The organism is Bacteroides intestinalis, from assembly GCF_003464595.1.
In the GTDB taxonomy this organism is placed as follows: domain Bacteria; phylum Bacteroidota; class Bacteroidia; order Bacteroidales; family Bacteroidaceae; genus Bacteroides; species Bacteroides intestinalis_A.
In genome coordinates, this window is the sequence record NZ_QRZF01000008.1 from 169,176 (window position 1) to 189,671 (window position 20,496).

General features: G+C 41.0%; 14 protein-coding genes and 1 tRNA gene. 10 read left to right on the plus strand and 5 right to left on the minus strand.

Annotated features, from left to right (window positions below; genetic code table 11):
* Positions 1-13 precede the first annotated feature (13 nt).
* The 4 genes from nth to DWW10_RS13305 all read right to left on the minus strand — a co-directional run bounded on the left by nth (position 14) and on the right by DWW10_RS13305 (position 3,597).
* Complete coding sequence (gene nth / locus DWW10_RS13290; RefSeq protein WP_022392808.1) at positions 14-688, minus strand: endonuclease III; 675 nt, start codon at positions 686-688, stop codon at positions 14-16.
* Positions 685-1,881, minus strand: coding sequence for an MFS transporter (locus DWW10_RS13295; RefSeq protein WP_022392807.1), 1,197 nt, complete (start codon positions 1,879-1,881; stop codon positions 685-687). Before DWW10_RS13295 ends, nth begins: the two co-directional genes overlap by 4 nt.
* Before the next feature lie 133 nt (positions 1,882-2,014).
* The gene (gene pheS, locus DWW10_RS13300; RefSeq protein WP_022392806.1) at positions 2,015-3,034 is read right to left on the minus strand and encodes a phenylalanine--tRNA ligase subunit alpha; all 1,020 of its coding nucleotides are present in this window, start codon (positions 3,032-3,034) and stop codon (positions 2,015-2,017) included.
* 332 nt (positions 3,035-3,366) lie between these two features.
* Complete coding sequence (locus DWW10_RS13305) at positions 3,367-3,597, minus strand: hypothetical protein (RefSeq protein ID WP_118422231.1); 231 nt, start codon at positions 3,595-3,597, stop codon at positions 3,367-3,369.
* Between the two features lie 264 nt (positions 3,598-3,861).
* Here DWW10_RS13305 and DWW10_RS13310 point away from each other — a divergent pair, with 264 nt between their 5' ends.
* The 7 genes from DWW10_RS13310 (at position 3,862) to DWW10_RS13340 (ending at position 17,230) form a co-directional block, all read left to right on the plus strand.
* Positions 3,862-4,548 (plus strand): energy transducer TonB, encoded by a 687-nt coding sequence (locus DWW10_RS13310; RefSeq protein WP_022392804.1) that lies wholly within the window; start codon positions 3,862-3,864, stop codon positions 4,546-4,548.
* A 235-nt stretch (positions 4,549-4,783) separates the two neighbouring features.
* Complete coding sequence (locus DWW10_RS13315) at positions 4,784-6,043, plus strand: ligand-binding sensor domain-containing protein (protein WP_022392803.1); 1,260 nt, start codon at positions 4,784-4,786, stop codon at positions 6,041-6,043.
* A 94-nt stretch (positions 6,044-6,137) separates the two neighbouring features.
* Complete coding sequence (locus tag DWW10_RS13320) at positions 6,138-8,741, plus strand: hybrid sensor histidine kinase/response regulator transcription factor (RefSeq protein WP_147350472.1); 2,604 nt, start codon at positions 6,138-6,140, stop codon at positions 8,739-8,741.
* Positions 8,742-8,984: 243 nt separating this feature from the next.
* Positions 8,985-12,101: a SusC/RagA family TonB-linked outer membrane protein gene (locus tag DWW10_RS13325; RefSeq protein ID WP_022392801.1), complete on the plus strand. Its 3,117-nt coding sequence runs from the start codon at positions 8,985-8,987 to the stop codon at positions 12,099-12,101.
* Positions 12,102-12,125: 24 nt separating this feature from the next.
* On the plus strand, positions 12,126-13,643 hold the full coding sequence (locus tag DWW10_RS13330) for a RagB/SusD family nutrient uptake outer membrane protein (protein WP_022392800.1): 1,518 nt from the start codon (positions 12,126-12,128) through the stop codon (positions 13,641-13,643).
* Between the two features lie 122 nt (positions 13,644-13,765).
* Positions 13,766-14,704, plus strand: coding sequence for a glycoside hydrolase family 43 protein (locus tag DWW10_RS13335; RefSeq protein WP_022392799.1), 939 nt, complete (start codon positions 13,766-13,768; stop codon positions 14,702-14,704).
* Positions 14,705-14,728: 24 nt separating this feature from the next.
* Positions 14,729-17,230 carry an alpha-L-arabinofuranosidase C-terminal domain-containing protein gene (locus DWW10_RS13340; RefSeq protein ID WP_022392798.1) on the plus strand — a complete coding sequence of 834 codons (2,502 nt, stop codon included), beginning with the start codon at positions 14,729-14,731 and terminating at the stop codon, positions 17,228-17,230.
* A gap of 69 nt (positions 17,231-17,299) precedes the next feature.
* Here DWW10_RS13340 and DWW10_RS13345 read toward each other — a convergent pair.
* A tRNA-Ala gene (locus DWW10_RS13345) sits at positions 17,300-17,373 on the minus strand.
* Between the two features lie 111 nt (positions 17,374-17,484).
* Here DWW10_RS13345 and DWW10_RS13350 point away from each other — a divergent pair.
* From DWW10_RS13350 to pulA, 3 genes are read left to right on the plus strand one after another with little or no spacing between them, the layout of a single operon-like run.
* Positions 17,485-17,790 (plus strand): DUF4286 family protein, encoded by a 306-nt coding sequence (locus tag DWW10_RS13350; RefSeq protein WP_118222565.1) that lies wholly within the window; start codon positions 17,485-17,487, stop codon positions 17,788-17,790.
* Positions 17,787-18,356 carry a crossover junction endodeoxyribonuclease RuvC gene (gene ruvC, locus DWW10_RS13355; protein WP_022392796.1) on the plus strand — a complete coding sequence of 190 codons (570 nt, stop codon included), beginning with the start codon at positions 17,787-17,789 and terminating at the stop codon, positions 18,354-18,356. The genes DWW10_RS13350 and ruvC overlap by 4 nt, the downstream gene beginning before the upstream one ends.
* Before the next feature lie 38 nt (positions 18,357-18,394).
* A complete protein-coding gene (gene pulA, locus DWW10_RS13360) occupies positions 18,395-20,392 on the plus strand; it encodes a type I pullulanase (RefSeq protein WP_022392795.1) in 1,998 nt (665 codons plus the stop codon).
* Positions 20,393-20,496 lie beyond the last annotated feature (104 nt).

Here is a 20,496-nt window from a genome sequence, read left to right on the forward strand (position 1 = left end):
ATGAATCCGTCGTTTATTCTTTATCTTTCGGCTTCTCTTTGCTAACTTTATACTTCTCGCAATAGTATTTGCACATCAATTGCAAACCGCACTTATCACATTGCGGTGTACGTGCCTGGCAGACGTATCTTCCATGTAAGATAAGCCAGTGATGTGCAATGGGAATATCCGCTTCCGGGATATTTTTCACCAGTTCTTTTTCTACACTGAACGGCGTGGTACACGCATCCGAAACCAGGCCGAGGCGGTGGCTTACACGAAATACATGAGTATCTACTGCCATTGCGGCTTTGTTAAATACAACGGATTGGATGACGTTTGCCGTCTTGCGTCCTACACCGGGTAATTTTATAAGTTCTTCCAGTGTATCGGGCACTTCACTGTTGAAGTCTTTCACCAACATTTGTGCCATACCCACCAGGTGTTTTGCTTTGTTATTGGGATAAGATACGCTACGGATATATTCGTATATTACTTCCGGTGTACTGGCAGCAAGGACTTCCGGGGTAGGGAAGTCGCGATACAACGGTGGAACAATCATATTCACCCGCTTGTCTGTACATTGGGCGGAGAGGATGACTGCTATCAGCAGTTGGAACGGAGTTTCATAATGCAGTTCCGTTTCGGCTACGGGACGATTCTCCCGAAACCAGGCAAGAATTTTTTCGTAACGTTCTTTTTTTCTCATCGCAATTTATTTTTATGGTAATGAGGAGCCACTTTTCCATTGAAGTAAAGCATAGAGACAATGGTGAGGCAAGCCCCGAACAAATAAGCTTTATCGAAGGTGCTGACCTCCGCAATATATCCTCCTGCCAACATACCGATACCGATGCCTACATCCCAGGAAGTCAGATAGGTAGAAGTGGCAGTACCACGTTGACTGTTGGGGGCGAGGTTGACGAACAGGGTGTTGTAAGCCGGAAACATGATACCGAAACCTACTCCCAGCAGCAGGGCTACGGCAAAGAAAACAACAGTACATAGCATGTTGTTCCAGCTGATAAGATATACACACGCTGAAAGCAGGAAGAAACTGAATACTACGAGATACAGTCCGGCAGAGATAACCTGTGTTATCTTACCCCTGTCCACTATCTTTCCGGAGAAGATACGCGAGATAGCCATACCTATCGCCATGAAGGTAAAAAAGAACCCCGTAGTGGCATTGATCCCGATCTGTTTGGCATACATAGCCACATAGTTCGTTGTCATTCCATAAGGAATCGAAAGCAGTAACAGGCTGATACCCGCCGGAATACCTTTTAATAATATAAAACGGTCGAGGGAGATCGGTTCTCGCCTCACAGGAGGCTTATAGGGTGTTTTGACAAGGGAAGCACAGACGAAGCCTGCCATACATGAACCCAGTGAACAACAGAATATAGTTGTGAAACTCATTCCTGCATCATGCAGAAACAATCCGGACATCGGACCAACTGCCATTGCAATATTATTCGAAAGCCCATAGTATCCCAATCCTTCTCCGCGTCGTGAAGAAGGCATGATGTCGATGACCACCGTATTACCGCCTACGGTCACCATTCCGAACGATACGCCCTGTATGATACGAAACAGGATGAATAACGTAAGTGAACCGGCAATGATGTATCCGGCAAACATGGTCATAAAGATAAAATAAGCCATCAGATACAGAGGTTTACGTGCAAAGCTATCCAGGAAGTAACCGGAAAAAGGACGGATGCATAAAGCTGCTACTGTATAACAGGAAAGAATAATGCCGATTGTTGAATTTCCGGTACTAAATACTTCGGACAGGTAGAATGGAAGTACCGGTATCAGCAACCAGAAGCCGAAGTACAGCAGGAAGTTGGCTGCAAGAATAAAACAATAGCTGGGAGTGACAAGTCTATCTTTCATAATGGGCAGCTTGAGTAAGAGCTAAGAAAATATATCCGGGCGAATGATTATATATCGCCTACTTGTTTTGTGATATCCGGAATGGTATATCATTGTAGGAGCGGATAATCATTCGCCCGGTATATGTCGGTTATTAGTAAGCGGCTTCGAATTCTTTCAGGAATCTCGTGTCGTTTTCAGAGAACATACGAAGGTCCTTCACCTGGTATTTCAGGTTCGTAATACGCTCGATACCCATGCCGAGGGCATATCCGCTATATACTTTACTATCGATGCCGTTGCTTTCCAATACATTCGGATCTACCATACCGCAACCGAGGATTTCAACCCAGCCGGTATGCTTACAGAACGGGCACCCCTTTCCACCGCAAATGTTACAGCTGATGTCCATTTCCGCACTGGGTTCCGTGAACGGGAAGTAAGAAGGGCGTAAACGGATTTTAGTGTCTTCACCAAACATCTCTTTGGCAAAGAGTAACAATACCTGTTTCAAGTCGGTGAAAGATACATCTTTGTCTACATACAAAGCCTCTACCTGATGGAAGAAACAGTGTGCACGGTAGCTGATGGCCTCATTACGATATACACGTCCCGGACAAATGATGCGGATAGGAGGTTGTGAAACTTCCATTACGCGGGTTTGCACGGATGAGGTGTGTGTACGCAATACAATATCAGGATGAGCTTCGATGAAGAAAGTATCTTGCATATCGCGTGCAGGGTGATCTTCGGCGAAATTCAATGCGGAGAACACATGCCAGTCATCCTCTATTTCCGGGCCTTCGGCAATGCTGAATCCCAAACGGGCAAATATATCGATGATTTCGTTCTTTACGATGGTGAGCGGATGGCGTGTGCCCAATTCTACCGGATAAGCGGAACGTGTAAGGTCAATGTCATCACAGCCCGTATCCTGACTTTCGAACTGTTCTTTCAGGGCAGCAATCTTTTCCTGTGCCTTGTTCTTCAGTTCATTCAGTCTCATGCCGACTTCTTTCTTCTGTTCGGCAGCCACGTTACGGAAATCCGCCATCAAGTCGTTGATTGCACCTTTTTTACTAAGGAATTTGATGCGGAGTGCTTCCAGTTCCTCGGCGTTGGCAGCTTTCAGTGCTTCCACTTCTTGCAGAAGCTGGTTGATTTTATCTATCATATCGTCGTTATTATTTATTTCCGAAATACATAAAACGGTGCAAAGATACAACTTTATCATGATTCCGGTTGCAATCTTTTTATAAAATTAATCGGATACAAGGAAAAAGCCTATGTGTGATATGAAAATGAATTTATTCCTGGAGGTTTTGCATACCTGATTCTTTCCAATTCCTTGCCCATTCCCTACCAACTCCGGACCTTCTCCCTGTCTTTAGACAAGGACTATGTAAGGAGTAGGTAAGGAGTAGGTAGGGAGTAGGTACGGACTTGGTGTATCCCAGGGCCTTTCCGTTTTTGTTATGTACTTCGTTATATCGGCAATGGAGAAGGTTAGTTGGCTTCTTCTTTGTGCTTTTTTAGTGCTTCCTGATAAAGCTCTTCCTGCAGCACGCAGAATTCTGCCACCAGTTCAATAGAAATACATGCGTCATTTTCATCTTCTGCATTATTCATCAATTGCTCAATTTGTTTAGAGAGGGAAAGATAGCGTTGTACCTTCGGATCGTAAGGGCTCAGTGTACGCAAAATAACGTCACTTTTCCCTGATTTTGTTTGTTTCATCTTTAGAATTAATTTGTCTGGCAAAGGTAACTGTTTTTTTACTATTCTTAAGCATTCTGCCGTAAATAATCTTTTTGCTAAGCAATTTTGTCAAACAGATATTAAAAAAGCATATTTATGAATCTCTCCGATAACAACTTAACAGTTATTCAACTACCTTTAATACAGAAAATAGTGGCCACAAGTGTTTTCGTATTACTAACAACATCTGTATAATGTTGAATTTAAACAAATAAACATTATGCGGTAACTAATTTGTAAACTATGGAAACCAAAAAAACACCCAAAGCAAACCTGGAAAACAAGAGGCCAACGTGGCTGCTTGTCGGTTATGTAACTGTACTCGCCTTCATGTTCGTTGCATTCGAATGGACTCGTGACATCAGGGTTGATACGAGTGGTCGTATCGCCGAGAATGTATTTGAGCAGGACATGGAGATCCCTCTTACAAGGCAGCCTGAAGTAACTCCTCCACCCCCTCCTCAGGTAACTCCTATTAATGATGTTTTGACGATAATAGATGATGACGCTACTGCAGAAGAAACGAATTTTGCATCTTCGGAGGAAACAGGTGAAGATGTAGTAATTAAGCACATACCGGTTACAGTGGATGAAGAAGTGGTGGTAGAAGATGAAATTTTTGTGATTGTGGAAGAAAATCCGCAATTTCCTGATGGTGGCACAGCCGGTCTTTTACAGTACTTGGGCAAGAATATCAAATATCCTACTATTCCACAAGAGAATGGAACTCAGGGTCGTGTAACGGTGCAGTTCGTTGTCAATAAAGACGGAAGTATTGTAGATGTGAAAGTGATAAGAGGTGTCGATCCTTATCTGGACAAAGAAGCAGTCCGTGTAATTTCTACCATGCCGAAATGGATACCTGGTAAACAACGTGGTGTGCCTGTACGCTGCAAGTTTACAGTACCTGTGACGTTTAAACTACAGTGATAAGCGTTTAGTTTTTACCATATTTTTAAATTAAAAGAGAGAAATGATTTATTCGGGTAATGGCCTTTGAATAAATCATTTCTCTTTTTATCCTTTTCGCTTGTCGATTATAAAATAAATAGGTTGGTATTGTTGACTATTGATCCTTTTGTGAGAATAAAATTTTTCATAGAATTAAGTAAATAAGATAAAGTAAAATGTTATTTTTGCATCGTATACCAGTAATTTAATTGCTATGAAAACCCGTTTGATATTATTCCTGTTTATTCTCTTTTTCCAATCTCTGTCGGTATGCAGCCAGTCTCATTTTGATTTCTCAACGCTTTTTCAATCCAGGTCTTTCGTAAATAAAAGTTTGGATATTGATCATTTTGATTTTTTCTTCCAGGATTCTATCGGAAGAGTTTGGGGGAGTTCAAATGGACTTATGATGTTTGATGGTGAATCATTCGTTAGAAAAACGCCAGGTATCGGAGCATATAGCGTTTATTGCAGTTTATCGCCAACTGAATATTTGATTGGAAGCCGACAAGGCTTATATTTGTTTAATCTGCAAACATTGGAACTGACTTCCATTGAAGGTTTTGTGCATGATGAGGTGACCGGATTGCATAAAATCAATTCACGGGAGGTGTTGGTGTTCTGTGTAAACAGGATAGTCCGGTTGAATATGGACGAGAAGAAATCAGATGTTTTGTACTCCTGGAGCGGTTATCGCATGATACAACATTTACTTTTACCTGATGGGACTTTCATTTTATTGACCGATACAAGAGGACTCTTTTCATTTGAACTTTCACATGCCAGACGGGAACCTATTCTTTTGAATAATTTTTCAGTAAAAGACGATATGTTGCTCTGCATGCTTTATGATAACGGTATTCTTTGGCTGGGAAGTGACAGGGGATTATTGAAATGTAATTTGCAGACACATCAATCCATACGAATACCGGAGTTGGAGGGAATATCAGTAAAAGTACTGATGAAAGAGAAGGACGGTTCATTATGGGTGGGAACGAATAGCGGTTTGTACACCTTTAATATCGGGACGCAAAAATGGATGCACTATTTCCACAATACACAGAGTGATGGTAGTCTGTTGAATGATTGTGTCTGGAGTCTTTTTGAAGATACGGAAGGTAATAAATGGCTGGGAGTGGACGGTGGCATTTCGTTTATACCCAAAGAAACATGTTTTCTAAGGGTTGGCTGGAGTGATCTTATCAATACGACTGAGGGAAACTGGATCAATCGTATTCTGCATGATAGTCATGGGAATTATTGGTTTGGAGGGACGAATGGATTGGGATATTATAATGTATCTTCCGGACAATCCATCTTTTTCAAGAAGCAGGGCGAACATCGAATTCCCAATAATACCATAAGAACAATCTATGAAGATAGGAGTGGAATTATCTGGATTGGTACAGATGGAGGTTTTGCCTGGTTTGATGATAGAGAAAAGAAATTCGTATTCTGTAATGTAGAAGATTAAGAATAGCGGGAAAAATGCTATCTGGACCTATGGTATCAGTGAAGACTTGGGAGGAAATATCTGGTTGGCAACCTGTTCTGGAGGTATATTTGGTGTGAAAAGAGAAGATTTGTTTACGCATTCCAATAAATTGATTCCTGCTGCCTGTAACTATTGTGTGATGAACGAAACATTCAAGTTGGAATACGATGGATGCCTGGGTATGTTTTGTGATGTAAATGGAAATATCTGGGTAAATGCAGAAAGGCGGTTGTATAAAATAGATAACCGGGAAAATAAAGCTTTTCATTTTCCGGAGCAATTGACTTCCATTCCTTGTAAGGGCATTAAAGCTATTTTTTGTGATGAAAATGGTGAAATATGGGGTGCGCATAGGGATGCTCTTTTTAAAGTGAATCCACAGGATAATCTGTTGGAAGAAATAGATGTGAGCAGTTATACGGAAGAGTATGGAGAAATTAACAATATGACTTCATGTGGAGATTATATCTGGTTTCTGACAAGTCGTAGTGTAGGGGTCATCCATAAACAAACACATGTGGTTGAACACATTGTGGATTTAGCGGCTGCACAGTATAAAAATTGCTATTATGACCGGCAGAATCACTTGATATGGTTGGGAGGAATAGATCATTGTCTGGTGCTTTATCCGGATGAGTGTCTGAAGAATGAACGTAGTATTGAGCCGGCTGCTATCATTTCAGAAATATACGTCAATGGAGAAGCCATTTCTCCCCGACGGGAAGTGAATGGGCGTTTCTTGCTGGATAAAGACATCTCCTATTGCAAGCAATTGAATTTGTATCCGGAAGAGAATAGTGTGGCTTTTCGCTTCTCTATCGGGAAATTACTACGGGAGAATGAACGTCAGTCCGGATATTTTTATAGGATAAAGGAACTCGATGAATCATGGAAGGCATTGAATCCATATCATTCGTTGGTTGAATATTCGTATTTGGGATATGGCACTTATCATTTGGAGATAGGCAAACAAGTTGCCCAATCTCATCATATCGAGAGCATCAGGACGTTGGATATCATAGTGCAGGCACCTTGGTATTATACAGTTTGGTTTCGTCTGCTTGTTGTTGCTGTAATCATAGTATTATTCATTGCAGGTATTAACTACTATAGGGTGAAAACAAAGCTTCATATTACAGAAATGGACAAACAGAAGACATTGGCATTATCGCAAATGAAAATGGAATTCCTTACTAATATGTCGCATGAACTGAAAACGCCTCTTAGTCTGATATTGGGTCCTATTAATAAACTTCTGAGCACTACCAGGAATAGCCAGTCGAAAGCATTGCTGCAAACTATACAGGAAAACACGATGAAACTGAATTCTATGGTGGTTCAGATTGTTAATTTTAAAGAGGATTTTTCAGATTCTTCTCCTTCGATATTATCCTATTTGGAAGCTGTTGAGTTTGTGCAGAGTGTTGCGTCCACTTATCGGGAAGCATGTGATACTAAAGGAATTTCCCTTGAATTTGAATCTCATGCTGCATCCATTTATATAGAGGCTGATCCTTTGAAGCTGGAATCTATTCTGAATAATCTGTTGTCGAATGCTTATAAATTCACAGAGGCAGGAGGGAGAATATGCATAACAATGGAAATACAGCAATCGGATTCTCAAAAAATGTTGTTGAAGTTAAGTGTTTCTGATACAGGTTTGGGAATTTCTCAAGAAGATTTGCCTTATATTTTTGATCGTTTTTATCAATCCAGGCAAAGCCGGGAAGTTAATAAAGATGGTTCGGGTATCGGACTTTCAATGGTAAAGAAATATGTGACACAACATTATGGTGAGGTTCAAGTAGAATCGGAAATCGGTAAGGGGACTACTTTTACTCTGTTATTGCCTGCTCTCGGAACGGAAGATGTGAAGAGGCTTTCTTTTGCTACCAATCTGACAGACGAACGAGGCTTGCGGGTATTGATTGTGGAAGATAATATAGAAATCGCCCGGTTTATAGCGGATAATCTGAAAGGCATGCAGTGTACAGTTGTTCACAATGGAAATTCCGGTCTGGAAACTGCAATGCAACTATTGCCCGATATTATTGTGGCGGATATTATGATGCCTGTTATGGATGGCATCGAAATGAGTCGATTGCTGAAGCGTAATTTGACAACTGCTACTATTCCTATTATACTGCTTACTGCAAAAGACAATAAGCAGACTGAACTGGACGCTTATAAACTGGGGGTAGATGCTTTTCTGGCAAAACCGTTTGAGATAGAACACTTGATAGCAAGAATCAACCAGATAGTCGCCAATAAAGATCTGCTGGTGAGGAAAGCTTATCAATCGCAAAAGGAAGATTCATCGCAGGAAGAAATGAAAATGACAGAGACTCCGGATGAGAAATTCTTGGCAAGTGTTACAAAACTTATAGAGGAACATATGGAAGATCCGGCATTGAATGTTCAGAAGTTGGCTGAACTTTCAGGATTGAATGAAAAGCAGATTTATCGGAAATTGAAATTACTGACGGGGAATACTGCGGTTGATTATATAAAATCCATCCGGTTGAAGAAAGCTGCAATGCTGCTTAGCCAGAAGAAGTTTACAGTAAATGAAGTCATGTACATGGTAGGTTTTTCATCTGCATCTTATTTTGCGAAGTGTTTTTCGGAGAGATACGGTAAGACACCGAAAGCATATATGGAAGAAATAGTCAGATAATAACACCTGTTTTTTTAATTATGCTTTGCCGGACTACAATAAAATGTGGCCCGGCTTCTTTTTGTTATGTATTGATTGTCAGCATGATGCATCCCTATTGTCCATTTTGTGTCCTTAAAGTTTCATTATCTTCTCATCGTGTCCGATAATTAGTGGTGTTTTGTCTGATATCGTTTTAGGATGTTTTAGGTGGGCCCTTACATTTGCAGCATCAAGTTTTATTAATTAAAAATCTATCATGAAATGAAAAAACACAGAATTTTTGCCTTATGTATGGCCGGAATCCTACAGACAGGATTCATCGGCATGTATGCAACTTCTAACGAGGTATTATCTGTCACTCAACAATTGATTACTGTAAAAGGTACGGTAGTGGATGCCAATGAAGAACCGTTAATCGGTGTAAATGTATCTGTTAAAGGTACATCGACAGGAGCTATTACTGATATTGAAGGTCAGTTTACACTCAGTGTAAAAGCGGGGGATGTATTGGTTTTCTCTTATATAGGATATCAAAAGCAGGAAGTCACTGCACAGGCTGGCAGGCCACTTAAAGTGATACTCCGTGAGGACAGTGAGACGTTAGATGAAGTAGTAGTAATTGGTTATGGTACATCGAGGAAGAAAGATATTACCGGAGCCATTGCTTCTGTGAAAGCCGAAGAACTGAACACTGTCAGTTCATCCAGCGTAAGCCAGATGTTGCAAGGTAAAGTCACCGGTATGAGTGCTATCCAGACTTCGGCTCAGCCGGGTGCCGGAATTGCTATCAATATCCGTGGTTCGGTATCTCCGAATGGAAGTAATGCACCGTTGTATGTAATAGATGGGGTGCCTCTGCAAAACAACTCGACAGCTGATCCTGGTATATCCGGTATTGACTATAAAACGGGGGTGGATCGTGATCCGTTGAATAGTATCAATCCGAGTGATATTGAAAGCATTGAAGTACTGAAAGATGCATCAGCTGCTGCCATTTATGGTGCTTCTGCGGCGAATGGTGTTGTCCTGATTACAACCAAAAGTGGTAAAAGTGGTAAACCAAAAGTGGAATATCGTAGTGTGGTAACGGCGCAGTTAAAGAAAGATTATCCGAAAGTGCTTGGAGCACATGATTTTCGTGAACAAACTAACTTTTGGACAAAAGAATATTACCTGTACAATAATAAGATGGGGGTATATGGCGATAACGCTGTTGATTGGAATGGATACACTCCGATCTTTGAGAATGTAGACGGTTATACGGCTGAGACAGACTGGCTGGATGAAGTAAGCCGTACGGGATATATTGTCGATCAAAACGTGTCGGTAAATGGTGGCACCGAGAAAACGAAATACTATTTCTCTTACAATTTTTATGATAATGTAGGTATGTTGAAGCAATCGGATATGGCTCGTCATAGCATCCGCATGAATCTGGATCAGGAATTCAGTAAGATATTCAAAGCCGGCATTAAGATGAGTTATTCTAATATTACCGCTCATAGTACTTCTGTAGGAGATGCTGGTAAGGGAGATAATATGTTGGTCAATGCATTCCGTTATGCACCGGATATTCCTGTTAAAGATGAAAATGGAAACTATACCCGCTCTTACAATAAGATCATCAACAATCCGGCTTCTTTTAATGAAGTGGAAGATAAAACTACGACGGAGCGTATTTTTATAGCACCTACTTTTGAATTGAAGTTATTTGATGGAATGTCTTTGCGTGGTGTTGGTGGTTATGATAGTCAGTCCAGTGTCCGTAAATTCTATATTCCGGTTAAGTCTAATCAAACAGCACTGGATAAAGGTTTTGCATATCTGGGAAATGCAAAAGTGATGAACTTAAGTGCTGAGGCTTTCCTGAATTATAATAAGACATTCTCGGATATCCATCGTATATCGGCAGTTTTAGGCGCCGGTTATTACAAGACTGCGGATGATGGTTTTGGTCTTGCCGCCTTTGATTTCTTTACAGATGCTTTTGGTTACAATAACGTGGGGATAGCTTCGGATAAAGAGAGGGAAAGCCTTCGCTCATGGAAGAATGAGCGCATCAAGCTGTCGCAATTCGTTCGTTTGAATTATTCGCTGATGGATCGTTATATTGTTACTTTTACTGCACGTCGGGATGGTTCAAGCTATTTTGCAGAAAATAATAAGTGGGGAATTTTCCCAAGTGTGTCATTGGCATGGCGTATCAATGAAGAGGCCTTCATGAAGGATAAAACTGTGTTCAGTGATTTGAAACTACGCGTAGGATATGGGGCTGTGGGTAATGAAAATGTATTAGGGGTGAATTCTATCTCTCTTTACCAGTCCGGTTATAATTATTTGATAGGCAATACCGTTCGTACAGGTTTGGCTTTGACACAAATTGCAAATCCCGATTTGAAGTGGGAGACGAATTATACTTTGAATATTGGTATTGATTACGGATTATTCAATCAGCGTATCAATGGTTCTATTGAATTTTTCCATCGCGGGGTGAAAGATTTATTGGATTATCAACAGTTACCATCGAATAATGCTGTTGGACGTGTGGCTGCCAATATTGGTGAAACGAAAAGTCAGGGTTTTGAATTCTCATTACATAGTAATAATCTTACTTCCAAGTATCTGCAATGGGAAACAATCTTTAACCTGTCCTATTTTAAGGCAAGTTGGGTAAAACGTAACCCTGAGGTTGCATTGGCCGATTATATTGGTGAAAAGGATGAATTGGATGCTATTTACGGATGGAAAACAGATGGAATCATTACTTCTAAAGAGGATATTCCAAGTTATATGCCAAATGCGAATGTAGGCAATATTAAATATGTGGATGTGAATGGAGATAATGTACTGGACTCTAAAGATGTAGTGAAATTGGGTAATAAGAGACCCCGTTGGTTTGCCGGTCTGGGCAATACACTCAGTTACAAAGGATTTGACCTTAACTTCTATTTCTATGGATCATTCGGAAACAAGAAATCACGTGGACAGCTTCCCGACGCTTCCGCTCTTGGAAATAGTGGCAGTGCTCCTGGAAATACATACATAGCTGTTTTGAATGAAGTGTGGAATAGCCAAAATGGGACAGGTTGGATGCCGGGAATTGCAACGAATCCGTATGATAGCTCTAATCCTACCGGCACTAATGACTTCTATCTGATGAACGGTAGTTATGTGAAGCTGAAAAATGTTACGTTGGGATATTCGTTACCTAAATCTGTTTTTACTGCCAGTAAGTTTATTCAGGGTGCCCGTTTCTTTATAGATGCCCAGAACGTTGCCACCTTTACGGGATATAAAGGTTTCGATCCTGAACTTGGTACGGATAATCCATATCCGCAGGCTTTGTCCCTGTCCTTTGGCTTTAATTTGAATTTCTAATCTTCAAAACGAAAAAACAACATTATGAAAAAGATATTTCTTACAACAATCCTAAGTGCTTTTCTGGGATGTTCACTATTCACTTCATGTGACGATTTGCTTGAAACCAAAAACTTTACGGATATGTCTCCATCGAATTTCTTTAAAACTGAAGGAGATATGGATGCGGCAGTCACAGGTATTTATCTTCCTTGCACCACTAACTGGGGGTATGGTGACGGCGGTACCGGAGGCTGGTATAATGCATTGTTCAATGCTGACCTGGCTGCATATTATCCTTCGGGGATGATTACTACAGATATGGTTTGTGCATATAGTAGCAATGTATATGATGAATTTAATGTAGGTCCGTCTACTGGCGGTGCTCTGACCAACACATATAATATTATCCGTTTTGTGGCGCGGGCAACAGATATAATCGATCAGATCAGTAAAAGCAGTGGTGCGACGGAAGATATACGTAATCGTTTTATTGCAGAGACTAAAACTTTGAGAGCATTTTATATGTATACATTGTTAGATTGGTTTGGTCCGGTAAATGTTAAACTTGATCCGGAAAAGTTAATGGATAATACGATTGAACCTCGTCCTTCATTGGATACTTATGTAGGTTATATAGAAAAAGATCTGAACGAAGCACTTGAAACGACTTCATTTCCTGAAAAGTATAATGCTGATGCAGATAACTGGGGCAGAATGTCTAAATCTATTGCTTACGGTATTCGTATGAAACTTTATATGCACCAGAAACAATGGGCTAAAGCAAAAGCGGATGCGGAAAAACTTATGAGTATGGGCTTTTCGTTAATGTCCAATTATGAAGATGTATTCAACGTTGACCGGACTTCTGAGCATATCTGGTCTATTCCTGCCAATTTAGCTTCTGATAATTTTTATGTGACGGAGATATTGCCCAGTGACTTTAAGCGGGGTTATAATCATTTGGGAAAATCTTACATACGAGGGGGGGAAGATTCTTTCAAGCCGGGCTGGCAGGCATACTGTATGCGTTGGGAGTTTTATGATACTTTTGAGGATAAGGATATACGTAAGAATACTATACTATGCGAATTTGATGCTATTGACGGTTCTCATAAGAATCGTAGTACAATGAGAGGGGCTATTCCTATTAAATTTACAGATACGCAGTTTGATAATTATGGTATTCAGAAAGCACATCCGGTGATTCGTTTTGCAGAAGTATTATTGTCGTATGCTGAAGCGGAAAATGAGCTGAATGGACCTACCCAGAACGCCGTCAATGCCGTAAAGCAAACAACTGATCGTGCAGGGATTGAAATTCCGGCTTCAGCGCTTGCCAATAAAGATGCTTTCCGCAACTTCCTGTTGGAAGAACGTGGTCACGAGCTTTATTGCGAAGGTCAGCGTCGGCAAGACCTGATACGTCACGGAGTTTATATCAGCCGGGCACGTGAACGTGGCACGAATGCACAGGATTACCGTGTGTTATTCCCTATTCCACAAACTGCTATAACAGAGGCTGGCGGTATTCTTGAACAGAATCCGGGCTATACTAACTAAACTATGCTATTTTAATAATATCCCGGTTGACCGTATTTTTTTATAATGAATGTTTTTTGATAGGTATTATCATAAAAGGTCAACCGGGATTCAATAAATAATTGTCTGGTAATAATAATCTTATGAATAGAAAAGTTTTTGTTTGGGTAATGGTATTTTTCCTCGTTGCTTTCTCTTCGTGTAAGCAGCGACAGGATAACGTTGATAATCCTCAAGTCGCTTATTTGGCTGCTTATATGAAAGGAGATGATGATAAACACATGTATTATGCATTAGCTGAAAATGGATTTATCTTTCGGGTATTGAATGATAAAAAGCCTGTATTAGCAGCTTCGTATGATGATCAACTACTCCGTGACCCGATGATTATACGAGATAGAAGTGGAATTTATCATTTAGTGGCTACTGTGTCTTGGAAAAACCATCCCTTTACGGTATGGGATTCCAAAGACCTTATTAATTGGGAGAACGAGCGTCTTGTAGATGTAGCTCCAGAGGGGGCTACCAAAACATGGGCTCCTGAGTTTGCTTATGATGAAGAGAATGATATTTATTTTGTTCATTGGACAGCGGAGTTGAATGATGACTGGAATACAGCAGCCATTTATTATGCCACTACAAAAGATTTTATCAACTATTCGAAGCCTAAAGTGCTGTATAGCCTTGATGGAACAGGCATACTCGATGCGAATATTATAAAAGTAGGAGATACCTATCATCTGATTTATAGAAATAACGGTATATGGGTTGCTACATCTGCCCATGCACAGGGGCCTTATACGAATCCGTATGAATTAACTTCGGAAAATGTGGAGGGACCATTTGCTTTTTCGTTTTATGATGGAAGTGGTTATGCCGTTGTGTGGGATTATTTTGGGAGAAGCTCTGGTTTCGGGCTTTGGACATCGCCTGACTTCAAGGACTGGACGAGAATAACGAATGAGAGTTATCCTTATTATAATGATAAAGTAGAGTTTCCTGAGAAGATACGGCACGGTTCCATCATCAGTATAACTCAAAAAGAAAAAGAAGCTTTGTTAAACACTTATGGTCGTAAATAATATCTGATATATAAATTGAATGTTATGAATAAATTAATAAGATTTCTATATATATGCTTATTGGGGATAATGGCTCTTCCTGTGAGGGCCGGAACGGATAGGGTGGTGAATATTCCTGATTCTGTTTATCTCTTTTCTTATGCTTCTGCCGATGGCAGTAGTGGACTAAAGTTGGCTTGGAGCCATGATAGTGGTTCATGGGTAAGCATTGCCAGTGGCTTTGAATTCATCAAGTGTGATTTTGGTCCATGGGGAATGCAAAAGAAGATGTTTAATCCTCATTTGATGCAAAACAAAACAGATGGAACATGGCGTTGTATCTGGACGTTGACTTCAAGTGGTAAAGCAATGGCATATGCTGATTCGCCTGATTTATTGAAATGGGGATATCAGAGTCATTTTAAGACAGAAGAACTTACTCGGTATGAGTTGCAGAATGTAGAGAAGACTATACAGAAGCAACTTGTGATAGATGGAAGCAATCTCAGTGGCTGGGTACAGAAAGTTTCTTATTCTTTAGTTGAACAGTTACTTCGTTATACCGGATATAAGAGTTATCAGCAGATGTTAAGTGAAGAAAGTGCAGAACAAGATACTGTTCGCTTTGCTGATTTGAATCCTGTGACTGCTACCATCCAGATTAATGCAGATGAGTCGAAAGCTATCAGTGAACATCTGATCGGCATCTTTTTTGAAGATATTAATTATGCGGCGGATGGAGGTTTATATGCGGAGTTGGTGCAAAATCGTGATTTTGAATATACACCCGATGAATGCGACAAGGAGGGTTGGAATGCCACACATTCCTGGAGCTTAAAGGGAAGTAATGTTCCTTTATCTATAGAGACAGACAGTCCGGTTCATCCTAATAATCCGCATTATGCGGTACTTGAAGTACAGGAACAGGGAGTGACCCTTTTGAATTCCGGTTTTGACGGCATCATGGTGAAAAAAGGAGAAAAGTATGATTTCTCTCTGTTTGGAAAGATGCTTGATGGGAAAAAAGGAAAAATTAAAGTGGCTTTGGTTACAAAAGAGGGTAAAGAAATAGCTCAGGCTATGATAACTGTATCTGGAAACGATTGGAAGAAAAAGCATGCAGTGCTTACTGCATCAGCCGATGTTGCAGATGCATGGTTAGCCATTAGTCCTCAATCAATAGGTAAATACGCGGTGGATATAGTTTCTCTATTTCCACAAAATACTTTTAAGGGACGCAAAAACGGTTTACGGATAGATTTAGCACAGACACTTGCCGATCTTCATCCACGTTTTGTACGTTTTCCCGGTGGGTGTGTGGCACATGGTGATGGCATTGATAATATATATGACTGGAAGGGATCCATCGGTTCACTTGAATCACGTAAACCCAAACGGAATACTTGGGGATATCACCAAACACGTGGTTTGGGTTATTTTGAATATTTCTTATTTTGTGAAGATATAGGGGCGGAACCGCTCCCGGTACTTGCAGCCGGTGTACCTTGCCAGAATTCCCGTACTCCCAGTTGCCATTCCACTGATGAGATTAGCAGCTATGGACAGCAGTGTGGAATTCCGTTGGAAGAGATGGGGGCATATATCCAGGATATTCTAGATCTGATAGAATATGCCAATGGCGATGCGAAGAAAACTGTGTGGGGAAAGAAACGGGCGGAAGCCGGGCATCCGGAGCCTTTCAACCTAAAGTATATCGGTATTGGTAACGAAGATGTGATAAGTGGTGTATTTAAGGAACGTTTCACTATGATCTTTAATGCAATTAAGGAAAAATATCCGGAAATAATTGTTGTCGGAACAGTAGGCCCTTTCTTTGAGGGCACGGATTATGATGAAGGATGGGCATTGGCTACGGAATTGGGAGTCCCTATGGTAGACGAGCATTATTATGTCACACCCGGTTGGCTGGTTAATAATCAGGATTATTATGATCATTATGACCGGACTAAATCCAAAGTATATCTTGGGGAATATGCGGCTCACGCCCGTGGTCGTGTTTGTAATATGGAAACCGCATTGTCTGAGGCTCTGTATCTGACAGCTATTGAACGCAATGGTGATATCGTTTCAATGACTTCTTATGCTCCTCTATTGGCAAACGAAAAACATATTCAGTGGAGCCCTGATCTGATCTATTTTAATAATTCAGAAGTAAAACCTACCGTGAGTTATTATGTCCAGCAGATGTATGGACAGAATTCCGGGAATGAATATATAGCTTCAAGTGTTTCGTTGGATAATGTACAGGGTGCTGTGAAAAAACGTATTGGCGTGTCTGTGGTACGTGAAGGTACTAATGGTGATCTCATTTTGAAGTTAGTGAATATGCTTCCGGTAAGCGTAAAGACATCAGTGAAGTTGCCTTTACAAAATGATTGGAATACTACGGTCACTAAGACTGTATTGGTTGGCAAACCGCAGGATAGGGAGGTATGTCCGGTATCAGGGACTATGCAAATAGATGAAAATTTTCAGTATGAAATGCCGGCTTACTCATTTACGGTGTTGCGGATTCATAAAAGATAGGTGAGGAAATAGAATAAAATGATAAAAGGGATATATCATATTTTCTGATATATCCCTTTTATATTTTTGTGGAGAGTATCGGACTCGAACCGATCACCTCGACACTGCCAGTGTCGCGCTCTAGCCAGATGAGCTAACCCCCCTTTTTGATCTTTCGCTAACGTTTGCGAGCTTTCTCTCTTTTTGGTGGCGCAAATATAATGCATTATTCTGAAATAATTGCTATGTTTGCGAAACAAAGTGAAAGAAAAAATATGCTGATCTATAATACAACCTATCAAGTGGAAGAAGGACAGGAAGATAACTTCCTGATCTGGATAAAAGAATTCTATTTACCCGAAGTAGAGAAAACCGGTGCATTGCATACGCCGCGTATTGTCCGTGTACTAAGCCATCGTGAAGAGGGGAGCACATGCTATTCCCTTCAGTTTGAAGTGGAAAACTCTGGCATTCTGCACCGCTGGCACATGGAGCAAGGGGTGAAGTTGAACGAAGAACTGGTTAAAATATTCCAGGATAAGGTGGTTGGCTTTCCTACATTGATGGAGGTAATAGAGTGATACAACCGGTCAAAGAAAAGATAATTTTAGGTATCGACCCTGGTACTACCATTATGGGATATGGAGTGCTGCGTGTGGTGGGGACAAAGCCTGAGATGATTGCTATGGGGATCATTGACCTGCGTAAACTCGGTGACCATTATCTTAAACTTCGCCATATACACGAAAGGGTGTTGAGTATCATCGAGAGTTATCTGCCTGATGAACTTGCTATCGAAGCTCCCTTTTTCGGTAAGAATGTACAATCTATGTTGAAGTTGGGGCGTGCTCAGGGAGTTGCTATGGCTGCTGCCCTCAGTCGTGATATCCCTATTACGGAATATGCCCCTCTTAAAATAAAAATGGCTATCACAGGAAATGGTCAGGCCTCCAAAGAGCAAGTAGCAGATATGCTGCAACGTATGCTTCATTTTGCAAAGGAAGATATGCCTACATTTATGGATGCTACGGACGGGTTAGCCGCTGCTTATTGCCATTTTCTGCAAATGGGGCGTCCCACAGTAGAGAAAGGATATCACGGATGGAAAGACTTTATAGCCAAGAATCCGGATAAAGTGAAGAAATAAGATATGATATTTAATACTTAAAACTTAAAATAACCACCATGAAACTGAATGAACTTGCCTTGATTGGAGTAGCTACGGCGACAGTTGTCAGCTGTGCCCCGACAAAGAATGAGTACGCGTCTTATGAGTTGTATCCCGTTCGTTCGGGCAGCTTGACGGAAATGGAGTATACTCCCGAAGTTACGAATTTTACATTGTGGGCGCCGACTGCTGATGAAGTACGCCTCATGCTGTTTGATGCAGGTGATGGCGGTCATGCTTATGAGACTGTTTCTATGGTATCTGATAAGGAAGGAACCTGGACGGCAAAGGTGGAAAATGACTTGATCGGGAAATTCTATACATTTAATGTGAAGATCAAGGATAAATGGTTGGGAGACACTCCGGGTATCAATGCGAAAGCAGTAGGGGTAAATGGAAAACGTGCTGCTATCATTGATATGAAAGCTACCGATCCTGAGGGTTGGGCACAAGATAAACGACCTGCTTTGGCTTCTCCGGCCGATGCTGTTATCTATGAAATGCATCACCGGGACTTCTCTATTGATCCTTCATCGGGCATTCAGCATAAAGGTAAATTCTTGGCACTGACGGAAGAAGGTACACTTAGCCCTGAGAAATTGGCAACCGGCATCGATCATTTGAAAGAACTGGGTGTGACACATGTTCACATTCTGCCGTCTTATGACTATGCTTCGGTGGATGAAACGAAATTGGATGAAAATAAATATAATTGGGGATATGACCCACAGAATTATAATGTACCTGATGGATCGTATTCTACTGATCCTTATAATCCTTCTATTCGTATTAAGGAATTCAAGCAAATGGTGCAGGCCTTACATAAAGCTGGCATCCGGGTAGTGCTGGATGTAGTGTATAATCATACATTTAATACTGCTGAGAGTAATTTTGAACGTACGGTACCAGGGTATTTCTATCGCCAGATGCCGGACGGTAGCTTCGCTGATGGTTCTGCCTGCGGTAATGAAACGGCAAGTAACCGTCCTATGATGCGGAAATACATGGTAGAGTCTGTGTTGCACTGGCTTAACGAATATCATCTTGATGGATTCCGCTTTGACTTGATGGGGATTCATGATATTACAACGATGAATGAAATCCGTAAGGCTGCCACGATGGTTGATCCGAGTATCATTATTTATGGTGAAGGCTGGGCGGCTAAGGCTCCCCAGATGCCGGAGGACTCTCTGGCTATGAAGATGAATACGTATCGGATGCCCGGTATTGCTGCATTTTCCGATGAAATGCGCGATGCTCTGCGTGGTCCATTCAATGACAACCACAAAGGCGCTTTCCTTGCCGGACTTCCTGGTGGAGAGGAGAGTATTAAGTTTGGTATTGTGGGAGCCATCAAGCATCCGCAGGTGGATAATGACTCAGTGAATTACAGTAAGGCTTCATGGGCTGAACAGCCGACGCAGATGATCAGCTATGTATCTTGTCATGATGATATGTGTCTGGTAGACAGACTGAACGCGAGTATTCCAGGCATTACACCGCAGGAACTTGTCAAGTTGGATAAACTGGCACAGACGGCGGTATTTACTTCACAAGGCATACCGTTTATCTATGCGGGCGAAGAAGTGATGCGTGATAAGAAAGGGGTACATAACAGTTATCAGAGTCCTGATTCTATCAATGCGATCGATTGGAAACGCAAAGCTGAATATGCTGATGTATTTGCTTATTATAAAGGTTTGATACAGTTGCGTAAAAATCATCCTGCTTTCCGTATGGGAGATGCGGAACTGGTGCGCAAACATTTGGAATTCCTTCCGGTAGAGGGTAATAATCTGGTTGCATATCGCTTGAAGGAGAATGCTAATGGAGATGCTTGGGAAGATATTATCGTGGCACTGAATTCCCGTAAAGAGCCGGCAAAGCTGGTTGTGCCTGAAGGCAAATACACAGTGGTATGTAAGGATGGATTTATAAATGAAAATGGACTGGGTACACTTTATGGTTCGGAAGTGCTGGTTCCGGCACAATCTGCACTTATTATTTATAAATAAGAATAAGTATCTATAAGAATATCGCCTCTGTAAGTAATAATACTAACAGGGGCGAATTCTTTTTATCCGGGTATATGCGTAAGAATTCCGGGTATTGATAATAT

Coding starts and splice junctions, on each gene's coding strand:
- nth (WP_022392808.1), bottom strand. CDS start 688: ATGAGAAAAAAAGAACGTTACGAAAAAATTCTTGCCTGGTTTCGGGAG.
- DWW10_RS13295 (WP_022392807.1), bottom strand. CDS start 1,881: ATGAAAGATAGACTTGTCACTCCCAGCTATTGTTTTATTCTTGCAGCC.
- pheS (WP_022392806.1), bottom strand. CDS start 3,034: ATGATAGATAAAATCAACCAGCTTCTGCAAGAAGTGGAAGCACTGAAA.
- DWW10_RS13305 (WP_118422231.1), bottom strand. CDS start 3,597: ATGAAACAAACAAAATCAGGGAAAAGTGACGTTATTTTGCGTACACTG.
- DWW10_RS13310 (WP_022392804.1), top strand. CDS start 3,862: ATGGAAACCAAAAAAACACCCAAAGCAAACCTGGAAAACAAGAGGCCA.
- DWW10_RS13315 (WP_022392803.1), top strand. CDS start 4,784: ATGAAAACCCGTTTGATATTATTCCTGTTTATTCTCTTTTTCCAATCT.
- DWW10_RS13325 (WP_022392801.1), top strand. CDS start 8,985: ATGAAAAAACACAGAATTTTTGCCTTATGTATGGCCGGAATCCTACAG.
- DWW10_RS13330 (WP_022392800.1), top strand. CDS start 12,126: ATGAAAAAGATATTTCTTACAACAATCCTAAGTGCTTTTCTGGGATGT.
- DWW10_RS13335 (WP_022392799.1), top strand. CDS start 13,766: ATGAATAGAAAAGTTTTTGTTTGGGTAATGGTATTTTTCCTCGTTGCT.
- DWW10_RS13340 (WP_022392798.1), top strand. CDS start 14,729: ATGAATAAATTAATAAGATTTCTATATATATGCTTATTGGGGATAATG.
- DWW10_RS13350 (WP_118222565.1), top strand. CDS start 17,485: ATGCTGATCTATAATACAACCTATCAAGTGGAAGAAGGACAGGAAGAT.
- pulA (WP_022392795.1), top strand. CDS start 18,395: ATGAAACTGAATGAACTTGCCTTGATTGGAGTAGCTACGGCGACAGTT.